Origin of the sequence: Mycolicibacterium vinylchloridicum (genome assembly GCF_013404075.1) — a bacterium.
GTDB classification, from domain to species: domain Bacteria; phylum Actinomycetota; class Actinomycetes; order Mycobacteriales; family Mycobacteriaceae; genus Mycobacterium; species Mycobacterium vinylchloridicum.
In genome coordinates this window covers 1-14,970 of sequence record NZ_JACBJQ010000050.1, presented here as the reverse complement: position 1 = coordinate 14,970, position 14,970 = coordinate 1, and the positions used below count along the sequence as shown (strand labels likewise).

The window sequence follows — 14,970 nt, the reverse complement described above, 5'->3', positions numbered from 1 at the left end:
AATGACAGGGATAATCAGGGTCGTGACCGACGATGGAGACGACGATGACATCTACCTCCAGCCGGTGGACCCGAGGGAGATGCTGACCACGCCTGAGCTGTCTGGTCTGCTTCCGCAGGACCAGCCAACCGAGGAGACCGTCGCTCGTTGGGTGGCGACCGTCGCTCGTCTGGATGAGTGGTGGCAGGAGACGTCCCCGCTACTGGTCGAGATGGTGAAGCTGACGTCGTCGTTGCACAGACGCCTGATGGACAACCTGCCGACGAACTGGCCTCGCGACGGCAGTCGGCTGAACAACTCCTGGCAGGTTCTCCAAGACGGCATCCCGATCGCGTACGTGCCACGGGCGGAGATCGTCCACAAGATCCTGGAGGAAGACGCCTACGAGGACCGAGCAAGAGTCGTGGCCGACAACCGCCTGGACATCGCCGACGACTGCCGAGCTGCTCTCGATTCTCGAACACTTCACTACACCGTGGCTGACCTGAGCGTCCTGATTGACGAAGCGGTGGCGGTTTTGGTCGAGGGTCGCTTCGCGTCTGCACAGAGCCTGGCTGTCAACATCGCCGACAACATTGTGAGACGCACGATGGACCCAAAGTGGAAGTACGGGCGGATCGTCGCCACGATCAAGGACTCCCGCTTCGAGGACGAACTCACCAGTGTCGCGCTCGCGTTCCAGCCCACCTTGCGGTTCTACGAGTTTTGGCGCTTCGGAGGTACACCGCCTCGACGCCTGAACCGTCACCGCACTGCCCATTGGCTCACACCGGAACACGTCACGGAAGCGAACGCGACTGCCTCGGTCATGCTGGCCACGAGTCTGCTACTGGCCGTGACTGATTGGCGCAACTGGATCGACAGCCAGAACGCACAGGAAACCCTGTAGTCCGCCTGTAGCAACATTTTTCGATAGAGAGAACCGAAACATGTGCCCGCACACCTACATCGAGATCCACGTCATCGGTAATCAGACCTTGCTGGCCTGCGCCGACTGCCTGGTCGTCCTGGAGCACGACATCCCGGCCTTCGTGAAGCGTTAACTGGCCGTATAAAGCCAATTTCGGGCTTGCATGCAAATTGCGGCTCAAAGAATTCAAAGGTACCTGCCAACGCCTGGCAGAAGTGACAACTAGGGCGAACCACTAGACCACTCCAACCGAAACGGCTGGGGCACCCTCTGATCCGTCTAACTAAGGAGTAACGCATGACAACCGCAACGAAGCTCGACACCGACATGTCGGGATGGGTGCCCGAGTCCCGGCACTACCGCCTCGACACTGAACCCCCCACGTACCTGGTGGTGTCCAAGCTCGACTTTCCGCATTCCAAGGCCGTGAAGGTTTATGAGGCCAACGAAATTGGCCTGGCGGCGAACGGGCTGCGATCCATCAAGAAGTACGACGAGGGCACCACGTGGGAGGCCGCGCTCGAAGGCCTCGGCTACACCGTCGTCGAACCCCCGCCGACACCTGAAGATCCCGAGCCTGAGCCCACTCCCGACCCGGAACCCGGACCCCCCGAGCCTGAGCCAACCCCGGAGGAGCACTAGCGGCATGGTGCACTGGGCAGTCGTTCACGCTCACGTGTTCTGCTCTGTCCTCGACTGTGATCATCCGCACCGGGTTCGTGGCCTGTGCAACAAGCACCACCTGGAAGCCAAGAGGAACGGGACTCTCCGGCTCCACCCCAAGGCGCGACCGGCCAGACGCGAAGGGTGCTCTGTCCCCGAATGCATTGGAGCACATTACGGCAATGGGGTGTGCCGGATGCACTATCAGCGAGCAGTGCGACGAGGCATCCTCGACCAGTACTCCTGGAGCGACACCAAAAGTACCCAGCCGCCTTCCATCTGGCACCAGAAGTGTTCGGAGCCTGGCTGCGACAGGAAGCACATCGCACGTGGCCTGTGCACGATGCACTACCAACGAGAGCGTCGGAAGCTTCAGAAGAGTCTGATCTGCTCGGAGAGCGGTTGCGAGCTTCCTTCAACGACGCGAGGGATGTGCACCAAGCACTATCAGCGGCAGCTCCAACGCAGCGAGAGCCAGCTCCTTAAGGACGGCACCTCTGCTCTGACATGTGTGGGACCTGATTGCAGCAGGCCGCAATTCATGCACCGCCTCTGCCGCATTCACTTCGCGAGGCTTGAACGGCTCGGCGCCCTCGATGAGTGGCTGGAGATGTGCTCAACGACGGGAGATGAACTGTGGCACTCGGCGTAATCACGCGAGATGTCGACTGGATTCTCGAAGCGCGGGCCACAGCTCTGCTTAAGCGGGACCGGAAGATTCGCGGCATCAAGGGCGTGGAGGCACTGTCCGAGGAGTACTGCTGGCTCACCGAGGAGCAGATGGTGGCCCGCCAGGACAAAGAGGTCTACAACGTCAACGGCTTCCCTGATCCCAACCTCTACTCGGGAATGCTCTGGCGGGCCTACAACCCGCTGATCGGCAAGCGACCGAAGCGACCGGAAGCGGCATAACACCCCAAGCACGACAGCACTGCTGGCGGCTCATTTGTGGCGCACTTCTTTAGTGCGGATGGGCCTGTGCCCGTTGACGAGAAGGGACAGACAGCAGTGGCGCTGAAGAACCCCCTGAAGGGCACAAAGCCCACCACTGTCGGCATCTTTTGTTTGACCGCCTTGTGGGCTGTCTTCCAATGGCGTGACCCGACACCGCCTCCGGTCCTCGACCAGATCCTGGTCGCCAGCTTCGGTGTGTGGTTCGCCAATGAGGCGATCGACCGCAAGAACAAGAACTCCCCACGACGGACCATCACGACCAACCCGGACGGCTCGGTCACGGTCACCGAAGAGGTCGACGAAGACAAGGAGCGCGGCTGATGAACATGATCATCGGCCTGCTGGAGGGCTTTTGGACGTGGCAGACGCCGCTGTCCTTCCTCGCTGGCGTCGGCGTGCACCACATCTACTGCAAGTACTACCGCGACCGAACGACAAGGAAGGTCCCTGTGTTCAAGAAGAGGGCTGACGGCACGTACCGGTTCAGCACGCGGTTCTGGGTCTACACCAGCATCGCGACCGTGATCATCTGCTGGATCGGTTGGCGCACACAGGCAACCGCCAACGAGGTGGAGCGTCAAGCGAAGGACACCAAGGAATACTCCGTCCAGAACAACGACTGCCTCAAGCAGGTGGTGGAGGTCTTGACGACGAGGGTCGGCTACAACGACGCGCTCGACCGGCTCGACACTCGGCGAGAGGCAATCTGGGACTCCCTGGTCGACAACCTGGCAGTAGCTGACAACAGCGCGGGGCTCAATCAGGCTGCCCTGTACCAGTTTCAGCAGGCTCGGGCAGCACTGCGCCAGGACCGCGTTGACCTGATCAAGGCGCGGGAAGAAAACCAGTACCCGCGCTGCACTCAGATTCAGTCGGAGGCACGTCCGTGATGAACCCGAACTGGAAGTACTACCCGACGATCGCCCTGTGCTTGTTCCTGTGGGTCACGGTGATCGTCGCCAGAACCAACGCCACCAACCAGTTCGACGTAGGACGCGGCCTGGCAATCGGCATCGTCGCAGTCTCCTGGTTCACCATCGGCCTCTGTGTCGAGCGCATCCGGCACCCGAAGGACTGACCGTGGGTGTGTTCTCCTTGCCGCCGGAGGCCAAAAACCTCATGGCCGACGTCGAGGCCTTCAAGGCCGATATCGCCGCCATCCGCCAGCTCCTGGAGCGCCTCGTCGAGATCGAGGAGCAGAAGCTCTAACCCTTCACCCCGACGGCATCGACGCACTGCGGGCAGGCCCTGGAGTCCTCAGAGTCAAACGGCTGCGGCAGGTACACCCTCACCCAGGTCCCGCAGGCCGCAAAGAGGCCGTGGGACTTTTCGGCGATGATCGGCTGGGTCGCATCCGCAATCTTGGCGTAGATCCCCGTCCACGGCTCTTCCGGCATCCGGCAGGCGTGGCGCACCGCTTCGGCTGACACCTCGGGGTCGACCCCGCCGCCAGCTCGCACCAGTTCGTAACGCTCGACCGCCGCGAAGGTGTTCAGGATCTTGGCCACCGCTAGCTCCGTTCTCGGTTGGAGATCCGCACCAACGCCGGTCCGTCGAGGATCTTGCAGTGAGGACCGAGCGCCGGTCCGTACGTCGGCGGCTCCTCCCTGAAGCACGTCAGGCAGTGCCAGATGGTGTGCCCCGTGCCGTGACCCCGGCACGGCTGGTGACCGACGAGGACGTTGCCCGGCTTCAGCTCATGGCCGTTGCGACAGTGCGTCGGCGGCTTGACGATCCACCTGTTTGGTCCCGCCCGAACCACGTCGCCGACCTCAGCCATGCCGACACGGTAGACGCCTCAGGAGACAGCTAGGGCCGACGCCGGATCGTCCAGGTCACCATGTCGCCGTCCTGCTCGGACGCGAAGAGACCGTCGGATACGGACTCCACCGCCAACTCCGCCTCGTAGGCGTCACGGACCTCGAAGTCGTCGACCCATTGCTCCAAGCGCGCTCGGGCCTCCTCGGGTCCCGAGTGGGTGGACTCCCGGTGGTGCTCGCCGAGGAAGGTGGCCCGCAGAACCCAGATGTCGTCCACTGCCGCAGTCTCGCTCATCAAGTCACCTCAGACACGAAAAAGCCACCGTGCCCGAACTGCGGCGAGCCGTTCGTACCCGGTGCCTCGGGTCCCCTGGCTGGCCGTGCGCCTCTGTGGAGTTCGGGCATCTCTAGCTGGCGTGGCGTCGCTGGGTAAGCGTCGTCGGGTGTCACTCTTGCTGGAAGTGGGTCCAGGCCGACGGGAGCAACCAATGTCTGACGAACCGCCATATCCGGGGTGGGACGGCTACCCAGGAATGGACCAGCATCCGCGTATTGAGTGGTTCATGGCCACCAACGACGGCACGGCCATAGACGGATTGCATTGGTTCATCGAGTGGACTACGACGTCGTTCTACATCAAGTCGTTGAATCCGGCGGCTCAACTGATGAAGGTCAGCATGCACGGCCCAGACCCCAGGCCACAGCACATCGGCAAGGCTCACTTTCGCTTCGACCGTGAGCGCACCAATCAGGATCGCGCTGACCGCGCCGCCGCCGCCGGGGGACGCTGGCTCACTCCCGACAGCATGTTGCCTTTGCACTTCGAGGGCCAGCCGGTTGGCGACCACGCCAAGCTCGTCGTGAGATTCAGCGTGGAGCCCGATGCGTTCGCACCGGGTGCGCCCGCCGCTGGTGGTTCCGACAGGCCGTTCAAAAAGGCCATGAAGGGCATTGTGCCCTTGCCTGCCGACGGCAGGGTGCGCCATGTCGATGTGTTTATCAGCGACAACGGCGGACCGTATTGGCCTGACGCCGACAAGGTTCGAGCCTCGCAATCGGGGATGGGGTACATCAGGAACTCTCTGGACTGGTGCCTGTCTGCGGTCGTCTTCGATCGACCCGCCGAGTATCTACCTGACCCCTTTGGCGACCTACGCGGCAACGTCCCGGTCGATCAATGCCTTCGTGGTGTTGTTGCCACGGTGGACGACGACAGCCTGCTGTGGCTCTGCGAGAAGCTCGTACCGGCGGACTAGCGCCTCTGACGCGACGCTTTCTCTCTAGGCCGGAGCGGGGCTTCTGTGCATTGTCGGGCTACTCGCCGTCTACCTCAGCGCGTGTGTAGATCCTGCCGATGCCCTCCGCTGCGGGGTCAATGGGGATTCCCGCCCGCTCGGCGGCTTCGAGGATGTCGAGGCGCTGCCTCAGAGCAGCCTTCCCGTCTTCCCACATGTCGAGGTGGCCTCCCTTCATCAGCCCATGTGCGGCCTGGCGAGCGAGTTCGGTCAGCTCCGCCACGGCGGTGCTCTTGCTAGTCACAGTTCCTTCAGTCATCAGTCAAAAGTACCCACGGTCGCCCGTGAGAAGTAGGCCTGCGACGACGACCGTATGTCGATGGCACTTCGCCATTTGCCTTCGCGAAGAACACTTCTCTGGAAGCGTTCACTGCATGCCATTCACAGTTCTCTTCAAGAATCCCAAGGGTCAGTCAGAGCGCACGTACGACGACGACCACACTTTCGAGATTGTCGAAGGTGGAGTCTTGAAGATCGCGTTAAAGCGGACTGACCTCGTCTCCAACTACTTCGCGCCCGACTATTGGGTCGAGGTGGCTTCACACGGCGAACTGGTTACGCCGACGCTCGGTCCACCTGCCCCCTAATCATCCAGATAGAAGAAGGCCCCGCTCCAGTGATCCTGGGAGCGGGGCCGTCCTAAATTGAGCCCCCGGCGACGGGCGAGATCTGGGTTGCACGTCGTGCTTGGTCGCCCGGGTCGTCCTTACTTTGCGCCGGTCACACCGGTCCAATTTCGCCGTCATGCTGTGGGCACAGTTCGTGCGCCGCGTACGTAGCGAACAGAGTCGCGTGGTACTCCGCGTTCGACTGGCCCGGCCCGTTGTAGGCCTTCTGGACCGCCTGGATCGCCGCGCTCTGGCCACCGGAGTCGAACGCCTTGCACACCCGGTATCCGACGTTGAGCGCATCCTGGGCACACCCAGGACAGTCGATCGCGTAGTAGTTCAGTGAGCTGATCGCCTGGATGAAAGCGTCCTCGGAGGCCGATGCCACTGGAGCTGTACCGAAGGCGATCCCCGTAGCGGCCAGCGTCGCGACTACGAACTTGAGCATGGTTATCACTTTCCCCTCAGCGCGTCAGCGCACCCTTTGACGACATCATCGGAGTCGTAGCCCCCTTTGGCGGGATCGGTGTCGAAGGCAATTTTGCAGGCATCCTCGATGCTGCGGACGTCATTGAAGGACGCTGGGTTGGACTGGGCAGCGCGCCACAGAGGGCGTGCCGCATAAACCAGGTTGTCGTGACCGAAGTCGTAGGACTTCTGATCGCTACCGCAGCCGACGACTCCCAGTGCACCAGCAACCACCATCACGGCAACGAGCAACTTCGTACGGTCGGCGCTCATCACTTCACGCACTCGACCACGTTGCAGAATCCGGCTCCCCGGAGCAGGTCCTCGTAGAAGCCCCTGCGGCTCTCGCGACCGGCGGCACGCTGATCCGCCGTCGTCATGGTGCACGACCCGCCGTCGTAGCAGACCTGACTGGTGCCGTCGGAGCACGACGTCCACGTGGCGCTGGAGTAGTAGTCGGATTGGCACGTCACCGGATCGGCTGCCGCCGTTGGCGCGTGCTTGATCGCGAGGAACGCGAGAATGATCAGACCGACCACGATGACGGTCTTGGTGTACGGCTTCTTGTGGGGCTTGGGGGAGGCGTTGACCGTGTTGACCACGTCAACACTCCCGAGTGTTTTTCCTGGTCGCGTGAAGCTCTTTCGAACTGTTTCGGACATGTGTGGATGAGTCTTTCCGCTGGTAGATGACCTTTTTAGGGGTCAGAACCAAGGATTTCGAGTCCCCTTAGCTCCACAACAAAAACCCGAGGCCACACGGTCTCGGGTTTTTTGCTGTCGGGGTCCGGCGATAGGCCGTTTGTCCTAACTTTGTCCTAAGCCGACACAACAAGGGTGCTGCCGCCCACAGTCTGCTTCGCCGGAAGAAGGCCAGGCGGGTTTCCTGCTGATTCTTGCTGAGCCAGCCCCGCGTTGCCCTTTAGTGGCGCGTATCCGAGGCAGCGCCGAGCACCACTCGTGAGCGTGATCTCTTTCTGCCTAGCAAGCCCAGGTTGAGGATGAGGAAGCCGGCAAGCGCCGGTTGAGGCACGACCGAGTAGCCCAGGTCCTTCAGGACGCCGAGTTCGGTTGGGGTGAGGACCCTCGCCGGGGGGTTGCCGGGGTTCGGATTCATCAAGCGAGGGACCGGATCGTTGAGAAGACCGTCGAGGTGAGCGACTGAGCTACCAGGCGCGTAAGGATCCGGGGTGTAGAGCTTCACGAGTCCTCCGTTGGCGGCGACAGCATTTGGTCCTCCGAAATACAGACCGCCGTTAGCGCCCGTGAGATTCGCGTTAAAGGTGGAATCACCGGCCGCCACGTGATTCCCGTTGATGTCCGTCAAGAAGGAGCTGTAGGTAGCCGACGTTCCCCAACCGAGGATGTGCATCAACTCGTGCATCGTGACAGCCTGAAGGCTGCCCTTGTTGGCACCGCCGCCGATAAGCTCGGGGAAGTAGTTGAAATTGATGCTTCCTTCGGCATCCGCACCGTTGATGTCCACGCCGGTGAGGATCTTGGTCCGGGCCACGGGCTCGCATCCAGAACTCGTGCAACTAGAGGCCGGTTGCGCATAGACGCCATAGGTGCCGCCCGAATAATTGGTGAAGCCGACGGTGACCGTGACCGACGATGAAACCACGAAGTAGGACGCCAGGTAGTTTGCGGCCGACTGCAGTGCGCTTCGGACATCAGACGGCCAGTGCGCCGAGGAGTCGGGGTCCCAGACAAGGTTGATGGTGACGTAGGTGGCGCTGGGGACAATTGTTACGGCAACAGTTTCAGTTGCGTTGCGTATCCCGTTGTTGGCAGTGACCGTAAATGTATCGATGTTGGCTCCGGTTGTAGCGGAAGCATTTCGAGCGGCCAAGCTGGGGGTGTAGGTGAACGCCCCTGTTGTGGGGTTAATGATGACGGTGCCGCCAGCGGTGGAGGTGGTGGGTGCGCTGTAGGTCACGCTGCGTCCGACAGTGTCAGTGAACAGCGCTAAGCCCGTAACCACCCCGGTGCTGCTGTCGGGGGTCCCCACCGTGAGCGCGCCCGCGACAGGAGTGCCCGGATCAACGGGCACAGTCACGCTGACCGTGCTACTGGAAAGACCTTCGTGCACCGTTGCGGTGAAGTCGTTGACGGTCGACAACCCGGCGGCCTGGCGGGCGGCCAGGGTCGGGGTATAGGTGAAGGTGCCGTCGCTGCCGACGACCACTGTGCCCGTGGCGGGCTGGGTGCTGGTGAAGGTCAGCCCGTTGCCTGCGGGAAATCCCAGTGACCCAGTCACCACCCCGGTGTAGATGTCTGGGATGCCCACTACGGGGGTGCCTGGTTCGGGTGCCGGATCAAGAATGTCATTGATGCTCTTGGCGAGCGAATACAGGAACTGTTGGAACCCGTTGGCAGGTTTCGGGTTACTGGTGTTCATGCCACCCACGGACAACAGGAGGCCAACAAAGACCTTGCCAATCGGTGCCAAGGGTGAGGGAGACCAACTCGACGCGGCCGCTACAGCGGCGGGGAGGGGCGTCCTGGTCGTTGACGCCACTACAAGCGGACGGGCCGCCGGTGCGAGAACTGTACGCACCGAACCCGTCGTGGGCGAGACCACGACGATTGAAGTGGTCTCGATACCGCCATTGGTGTTGGCCACAGTGCTGGGAACGGACCTTTCGACGCCTGCGCCATCTGGTGTGGATGTCATCGCGGTACTCGCGTTGTCTCCTGGCTGGATGACTGCCGCAGAAGCGTTACGACGAGCGGTTTTGGTAGCGGGAAGGCTCTTCAGAGATGCAACTGTCGTCCCCGTGAATGCAGAGGAACTCGCGGCCGGGGCTGGTGCAGAGTTCGTAACGGAATCGGCTCCCCCCGCAGGGTGATGAGCGCCAGACGTGGTGCTTCGTCCGGAGTGGCCGGTTCCTGGCGAGGCATCGGCGTGCGCGACACCGGACCCGCTGGCCAGTGCTGCACCCACCCCGAGAGTCAATGCCCCTGCCCCTAACCACGCATACGGCTGACGTCGAGGTACCCGTGCCCGATGCCGACCCGACCCGTTGCGGCCCTGCTTAACTGTCACGGCTAGCCCCCTCTATCCAGCGAACAGGCAACCGGCAGCTAATTGCCAGCTTCTCGCATAGAGCCCACCTAAGCCACTGCCCGCGTGTGACGACTAGTGAGGAAGGTCATCATTGCCCGGGCCAGGTGTCCATAGATAAGGAGGTCTCCATTCCTGCGCGGGCCTCACCGGCGGTGGTGGAAAACGAACCGATGGAGTTCATGTGGTGCCGATCTCGGCACTAGGGCCATAGCCCGTCGACGGATGGTCCACCGCGACCGTGACGACAGTCGCCCGCTCAACCACATCGCTTGCACAACAACAACTTCCAGTCGCCGATTCGCAGTTGCGGACCGATTTCCTTCTCCACGTGCAGCTTTGGCTGGTTAGTTATGCGGGAACGTCGCTATGCCGCATCAGAAGCATCCCGGAAGGTCGAGTCGTCGCGCTGGACGATGTCGAGCTGACCAACACCCCGCCAAGCACGGTAGCCAACGTAACCCCGGCTTGAATACGGCAGACGATCGGCAGCATCGGGGATCGGTGCGGCCGGTGATGGTCGGGCGCGCTTTCTTGTTCCGCTGCAATTTGGCCTCCTGGGATTGGGCGGGGGCTCTACGGTGATGCTGAGCGGACTATCCGGACAGCACGGGGGATCGGGCGATGACGGTTGACAGAGGTTCTCGACGCTTCTCGCGGATCGGCGAACGCCGTGGTGGGGGACTGCCACTGATCCGTTGGCTGCAGGACGGGTCGGCGTCGGGCGGGCTGGCCGTGGTGTTGGTCACCACCCTCCTGCACCCGGCGGCCGCCTTCGCACAACCAACCGATAATGGTGCGTGTGATCCGCTGGACCCGGAGTCGTCGAATTCGTGTGTGGGCAAGCCCGAGCAGGAGTGGCCGGTGGCGCAGGGCAACTTCACTGATCCGGACGATCCTGGTTGGGTCTTCTTCAAGCCGTTCTTCGGCCCGGAGGGCCTGAGCGGGCCCAAGGCTGACAGCCTGCGGGCCGTGCAGTACGGCTGTGGAATCGGACCCGACGGCACGGTCGGCTGCGACACCGTCCCCAGTTCGCAGTCGCTGCCCAGCCCAGCCGCCTCCTTCGATTGCGGTGACTTGCGTTGCCCGGTGCCGCCGCCGGGTACCACTCAAACCGTGGCCGGTCCGAACCAACCCGGCGAGTATGTTCGATCTGACACCTTGGCCTTCACCCGCGACGTCGGGGACGTGTCCGAAGGGCACCGAATCGTTAACGGCGATGCGTGGTGTGCCGTGGGCTACCAGGGATCAGTGAGCTGCACCAGCGGAGCCAATGGCTTCACGCTCGCACCGTGGGGCGGCACCCTGAAGCAGTGAGCTGCGCCGACTGCACCGACGACGGGTGCGGTCCACCGTTAGAGCGGGGCAAGTTGTCCAACTAGGTCCACGTAACCCGCTTCAACCGGGTCGCGTAGGTTCTTGGAGAATCACTGACGAGAACCCAACGCAGCGTTGAACGAAAGCCATCATGACCGAGGACCAGATCCCAGACGTTCCACCGAATCACCTCTCCATCGACCCGCGCAGCCCCTTCTATGACGAAGAGGTGCTCCTGCGCGACGTGGGTATTCGCTTCAACGGCTCCGAGAAGACCAACGTTCACGAATACAACGTGGCTGAGGGCTGGGTGCGTGTTGAAGTCCCTACCGCGAAGGATCGTCGCGGAAATCCGATGGTCGTCAAGCTCAGCGGGACGGTTGAACCTTATTTCCGCCCAGCGGGATAGCGGCCGCCCGGGGTTACTGCCGGGGCGGCGATCAGCCGTCCCCGCATTCAGTCTGTCGCTCTCGTAGCACCGTCGCTGGCCCACTTCTCAGGCCGAGGCGAACAAGGCCGAACCGGCTATCGGCCGGGGTTGGTTGGCGTGGCCATGCTGCGAATAGCTGTCTCCGTCGCAGACCCAATTGACGACGCAAATAGATTTAATTAATGACGCAAGCAACCCCAGCTATTCTTTGTCGTATGCGTCAAATTCGGCGTCAAAACTCGTAGAAACTATTGACGTAATTTTTGTATTCATGCGCCAGCTAACTGTTACCGTCACACCTGTCCCGCTTCAGCAGCGCTTAGGCGGGGACAGGGGATGGGAAGTGGGCCCGCGTCTACGGAGCTTCTGCACTGATCACAGCTGTTGAGGCGCAGCCGCTGTGGCCGGGGGTCCAATCTGCCTAGCTGGGTGCCTCTATGCCTCCAGCTATGTCACATCGATCAGTGAATGAATCACCGGATCGGGGGATCCGGACTTCGAAGGGAATTAACCATGTCCGAAGTAATTGTCATGGGCAAACACCGCAAGGAAGGCTCCGCTGGCGCAATGGTCGTCAAACGGGCCGCCGGTGGCGTCATGGTCGGTGCGGCCCTAACGGCCGGGGTATCCGGGGTATTTGGCGCAGCCACCGCAGCAGCCGCGCCAACCTGCACTCTTGCACCGGTGTGCGCTGACCTGCCCACCACATCCACCGCACTGGTCGGCGACTCCGGGGCCGGTGCCGTCACACAGAAACTGCTGCAGGCGAACGCGGCGCCAGGTGTGCCCGGCCTCGATCCGTTGGTGGCGTTCAACACCTTCATCACGCCGATCCTGGCCAACCCGCTCACTCTGGTCTTCACCGCCGGAATGGTCGGCAACGGCGTGCTTCCCGGCCAGGACGGCGGATTCTTGATCGGCAACGGCGCGGCCGGTGTCCTACCCGGTCAGAACGGTGGCAACGGCGGGCTGTTCTACGGCTTCGGCGGCGACAGTCTGGCCGGCGGCAACGGCGGCAACGCGGGCTTCATCGGTAACGGCGGCAACGCTGTGCTCGCCGGCAACGGCGGCAATGGCGGCTTGTTCTTGGGCAGCGGCGGCAACGCGTTGGTCAACGGCAACGGCGGCAACGCCGGCCTGGTCGGCAATGGCGGGACGAGTGTCGTCGGCGGCAACGGTGGCAACGGTGGTCTGATCTACGGCAACGGCGGCGACGGTGGTGCCGGGAATCCGCTGGCCATCGCTGACGGCGGTAAGGGCGGCAACGGCGGTTTCTACGGCAACGGCGGCAACGGCGGTGACGGCAGCGTCCTCGGCGGTAACGGCGGCGACGGCGGTAACTCCGGCGGAATCGGCAATGGCGGCAACGGTGGTAACGGCAACGTCGATCCGGTGTTGGGCACCCCCTACAACGGCGGCAACGGCGGAACCGGTGGCCAGTTCGCAGGTAACGGCGGTAACGGAGGTGACGGCAGCTCCAACGTGTCCGTGGCGGGAGATACCACCGGTGGCAACGGTGGCGACGGCGGTGTGTCCGGAGCCGTTGGCTACGGCGGCAACGGTGGCGCAGGCGGTTCGGTCATCTCAACCGACGGCACGGCAACCGGCGGAACTGGCGGCCGCGGCGGAGCTTCTGGCCTGGGTGGCAACGGCGGCAACGGCGGCACCGGCGGCAGCGGCACATCCGGTACCGGTAACGGCGTCGGCGGCGACGCCGGAAATGCCGGCCGCGGTGGCACATTCGCCGGCAACGGCGGCAAGGGCGGCACCGGTGGTGGCGGCACGAGCGTCAGTGGAAATGGCACCGGCGGCCTCGGTGGAAACGGCGGCGGTGGTGGCGCGTACATCGGCTCCGGTGGCCCCGGCGGTACCGGCGGCAAGGGCACGTCGGTCACCGGGATCGGCACCGGCGGCAAGGGTGGCAACGGCGGCAGTGGCATGGGCGTGGTCGGCAGCCGGCCAGGCGTCGGCGGCAAGGGTGGTACAGGTACCACGACCAACGGTGCGGACGGACAGAACGGTCAGTAACAGCTAGATCGAAGAAGCCGGATTCGGTGGCTCCGGCCCGCCCCGGGGCCACCGAATTCCGGTGCCGGCACTGCTATTCGGCCGACTCGCTGCGCCGCTCTCCGCCTGGATGGTCGCCAGAGGCACAATGAACCTATGGATGGCGTCCTCGTCTTCGACGGAAACTGCGGAATGTGCACCCGCGTCCGCAACGGCCTGCTGCGCCTGAACCGCACGGGACGGCTTGCCACCGAGCCGATGCAGGGCCGCGGCGTCCGTGAACGTGTCGGAGTCGATGCCGAACGGCTAGTGCAGTCGTCGTGGTGGCTCGACTCGTCCGGCGCCGTTTTCGAAGGAGCGAAGGCGATCAACGCCGCGGTCTCTACGGCGTTGGGAACGCGGTTGCCGCTCCTCGCCTACAGCATCCCGGGCGTCGGACCCGTCCAGGAGATGGTCTATCGGTGGGTCGCCACCCACCGGTACCGCTTTCGCGGAGTCACGCCGCTCTGCGAATCTGATCCCCAACGGTGCACGGCCGCTTAGGGATTCACCGTTGCAGCAGGCCTGCCGCTGTGTCGGCGATGGCGTCGACAGCCGCACCGATTGCTTCGTTCAGCGACGGATCGCGGACTGTGTCGGCGAGCGTCGAGAACGACCACGCAGTTGCCGCGAACGCCGGGACGATGTCGACCAATTCGTTCGGTCGCGGTGGCCGCGGCGGATCGTAGGGCCACAGCGGCGGGAAGAAGAGCTTCCGCGGGATCTTGCCGGTGCCGTCACCGTCGTCAACCCGCACCCACTCGTCGACCGATCGTTTGATCACGGCGGCGCCGTCACCCCCTTGTGCGCTGACGGCGGCTGCAGCCTCCACGATCCGTCGCGTGACATCGCGAGCCGCGAGTTGAACTTGCAGCTGGATATCGCTCCACGGATCTGGCACCGGACCGTGGCTCTTACCCACCCAGGGCGGTTGCGGTGGAAACAGCACCTCCCACAGCCGCGGGTCGATGCCCGCCAGCAGCCGCATCAACGTCGAACTTTCTATTGCCATCACAGCCCCCGATCTGCTCACTTGAGGCCAACGTAGAGCGATAGCCGCCGGCCGCTGCGAGTAGGGCGCTACCCGACCTGCCCCCGGACGGCGCCTCAGCGCAACGAGTAGACCCTCAATGGTGCAGCGAGCGTTCGGCTCTGCTGAGAATCGTGTCGATGGCGTGGTGGATGGCTCTGCTGAGTGATGGATCGCGGACGGTTTCGGCGATGACCAAGAACGACCACGCTGCCGCCGCGAGTGCAGGAACCAGGTCCACGAGGTCGTTCGACCGCGACGGCCGGGGGAGGTCGATCCACCACAGCGGCGGGAAAGGTCAAGTCCAGGGGCGTGGTGTACGACGTCGTCGTGTGATTCTTCGATGTGATGGTTCAGGCGGTCAGTGCCGCGGGGGTGGCCTCCTGTTCGGTCGGTGAGCTCTGATCGGCTCGGGATTTGCTG

Annotated in this window: 21 protein-coding genes; 12 read left to right on the top strand and 9 right to left on the bottom strand. The window is 63.2% G+C overall.

Annotation, left to right across the window (positions count from 1 at the left end; translation table 11 throughout):
• Window positions 1–22 precede the first annotated feature (22 nt).
• The 7 genes from HPC46_RS27480 to HPC46_RS35610 all read left to right on the top strand — a co-directional run bounded on the left by HPC46_RS27480 (window position 23) and on the right by HPC46_RS35610 (window position 3,736).
• Window positions 23–889 carry a hypothetical protein gene (locus HPC46_RS27480; protein WP_179475350.1) on the top strand — a complete coding sequence of 289 codons (867 nt, stop codon included), beginning with the start codon at window positions 23–25 and terminating at the stop codon, window positions 887–889.
• Between the two features lie 318 nt (window positions 890–1,207).
• The gene (locus HPC46_RS27475; protein WP_179475349.1) at window positions 1,208–1,552 is read left to right on the top strand and encodes a DUF7572 family protein; all 345 of its coding nucleotides are present in this window, start codon (window positions 1,208–1,210) and stop codon (window positions 1,550–1,552) included.
• A gap of 657 nt (window positions 1,553–2,209) precedes the next feature.
• Window positions 2,210–2,485 carry a DUF7236 family protein gene (locus tag HPC46_RS27470; RefSeq protein WP_179475348.1) on the top strand — a complete coding sequence of 92 codons (276 nt, stop codon included), beginning with the start codon at window positions 2,210–2,212 and terminating at the stop codon, window positions 2,483–2,485.
• 66 nt (window positions 2,486–2,551) lie between these two features.
• Window positions 2,552–2,848 (top strand): hypothetical protein, encoded by a 297-nt coding sequence (locus tag HPC46_RS27465; RefSeq protein WP_179475347.1) that lies wholly within the window; start codon window positions 2,552–2,554, stop codon window positions 2,846–2,848.
• A 5-nt stretch (window positions 2,849–2,853) separates the two neighbouring features.
• Window positions 2,854–3,417: a hypothetical protein gene (locus HPC46_RS27460; RefSeq protein WP_218894735.1), complete on the top strand. Its 564-nt coding sequence runs from the start codon at window positions 2,854–2,856 to the stop codon at window positions 3,415–3,417.
• Window positions 3,417–3,605 carry a hypothetical protein gene (locus HPC46_RS27455; protein ID WP_179475346.1) on the top strand — a complete coding sequence of 63 codons (189 nt, stop codon included), beginning with the start codon at window positions 3,417–3,419 and terminating at the stop codon, window positions 3,603–3,605. Before HPC46_RS27460 ends, HPC46_RS27455 begins: the two co-directional genes overlap by 1 nt.
• A gap of 2 nt (window positions 3,606–3,607) precedes the next feature.
• Window positions 3,608–3,736, top strand: coding sequence for a hypothetical protein (locus HPC46_RS35610; RefSeq protein ID WP_267910015.1), 129 nt, complete (start codon window positions 3,608–3,610; stop codon window positions 3,734–3,736).
• Here HPC46_RS35610 and HPC46_RS27450 read toward each other — a convergent pair.
• Genes HPC46_RS27450 through HPC46_RS27440 form a run of 3 tightly spaced genes read right to left on the bottom strand, consistent with a single transcriptional unit; the run spans window position 3,733 to window position 4,582 of the window.
• Window positions 3,733–4,035, bottom strand: coding sequence for a hypothetical protein (locus HPC46_RS27450; protein WP_179475345.1), 303 nt, complete (start codon window positions 4,033–4,035; stop codon window positions 3,733–3,735). The genes HPC46_RS35610 and HPC46_RS27450 overlap by 4 nt on opposite strands.
• Window positions 4,036–4,037: 2 nt before the next feature.
• Entirely contained in the window at window positions 4,038–4,307 is a 270-nt protein-coding gene (locus HPC46_RS27445; RefSeq protein WP_179475344.1) for a hypothetical protein, read from the bottom strand.
• Between the two features lie 29 nt (window positions 4,308–4,336).
• Window positions 4,337–4,582, bottom strand: coding sequence for a hypothetical protein (locus HPC46_RS27440; protein WP_179475343.1), 246 nt, complete (start codon window positions 4,580–4,582; stop codon window positions 4,337–4,339).
• Window positions 4,583–4,850: 268 nt separating this feature from the next.
• Between HPC46_RS27440 and HPC46_RS27435 the strand changes: the two genes are divergently transcribed.
• A complete protein-coding gene (locus HPC46_RS27435; RefSeq protein ID WP_179475342.1) occupies window positions 4,851–5,543 on the top strand; it encodes a hypothetical protein in 693 nt (230 codons plus the stop codon).
• A gap of 58 nt (window positions 5,544–5,601) precedes the next feature.
• Here HPC46_RS27435 and HPC46_RS27430 read toward each other — a convergent pair whose 3' ends face one another.
• The 5 genes from HPC46_RS27430 to HPC46_RS27410 all read right to left on the bottom strand — a co-directional run bounded on the left by HPC46_RS27430 (window position 5,602) and on the right by HPC46_RS27410 (window position 9,058).
• A complete protein-coding gene (locus HPC46_RS27430) occupies window positions 5,602–5,841 on the bottom strand; it encodes a hypothetical protein (protein ID WP_179475341.1) in 240 nt (79 codons plus the stop codon).
• A gap of 461 nt (window positions 5,842–6,302) precedes the next feature.
• Complete coding sequence (locus tag HPC46_RS27425) at window positions 6,303–6,638, bottom strand: DUF732 domain-containing protein (protein ID WP_179475340.1); 336 nt, start codon at window positions 6,636–6,638, stop codon at window positions 6,303–6,305.
• Window positions 6,639–6,643: 5 nt separating this feature from the next.
• Window positions 6,644–6,943: a hypothetical protein gene (locus HPC46_RS27420; protein WP_179475339.1), complete on the bottom strand. Its 300-nt coding sequence runs from the start codon at window positions 6,941–6,943 to the stop codon at window positions 6,644–6,646.
• A complete protein-coding gene (locus tag HPC46_RS27415; protein ID WP_179475338.1) occupies window positions 6,931–7,260 on the bottom strand; it encodes a hypothetical protein in 330 nt (109 codons plus the stop codon). Before HPC46_RS27415 ends, HPC46_RS27420 begins: the two co-directional genes overlap by 13 nt.
• A gap of 319 nt (window positions 7,261–7,579) precedes the next feature.
• Window positions 7,580–9,058 carry an autotransporter outer membrane beta-barrel domain-containing protein gene (locus HPC46_RS27410; RefSeq protein WP_179475337.1) on the bottom strand — a complete coding sequence of 493 codons (1,479 nt, stop codon included), beginning with the start codon at window positions 9,056–9,058 and terminating at the stop codon, window positions 7,580–7,582.
• Window positions 9,059–10,348: 1,290 nt separating this feature from the next.
• Here HPC46_RS27410 and HPC46_RS27405 point away from each other — a divergent pair.
• The 4 genes from HPC46_RS27405 to HPC46_RS27390 all read left to right on the top strand — a co-directional run bounded on the left by HPC46_RS27405 (window position 10,349) and on the right by HPC46_RS27390 (window position 14,021).
• Window positions 10,349–11,041: a hypothetical protein gene (locus tag HPC46_RS27405; protein ID WP_179475336.1), complete on the top strand. Its 693-nt coding sequence runs from the start codon at window positions 10,349–10,351 to the stop codon at window positions 11,039–11,041.
• Window positions 11,042–11,192: 151 nt separating this feature from the next.
• On the top strand, window positions 11,193–11,450 hold the full coding sequence (locus tag HPC46_RS27400; RefSeq protein WP_179475335.1) for a DUF3297 family protein: 258 nt from the start codon (window positions 11,193–11,195) through the stop codon (window positions 11,448–11,450).
• 534 nt (window positions 11,451–11,984) lie between these two features.
• Complete coding sequence (locus HPC46_RS27395; protein ID WP_179475334.1) at window positions 11,985–13,499, top strand: hypothetical protein; 1,515 nt, start codon at window positions 11,985–11,987, stop codon at window positions 13,497–13,499.
• 135 nt (window positions 13,500–13,634) lie between these two features.
• On the top strand, window positions 13,635–14,021 hold the full coding sequence (locus HPC46_RS27390; RefSeq protein ID WP_179475333.1) for a thiol-disulfide oxidoreductase DCC family protein: 387 nt from the start codon (window positions 13,635–13,637) through the stop codon (window positions 14,019–14,021).
• A gap of 4 nt (window positions 14,022–14,025) precedes the next feature.
• Here HPC46_RS27390 and HPC46_RS27385 read toward each other — a convergent pair whose 3' ends face one another.
• A complete protein-coding gene (locus HPC46_RS27385; protein ID WP_233716761.1) occupies window positions 14,026–14,529 on the bottom strand; it encodes a hypothetical protein in 504 nt (167 codons plus the stop codon).
• Window positions 14,530–14,970: the final 441 nt, after the last annotated feature.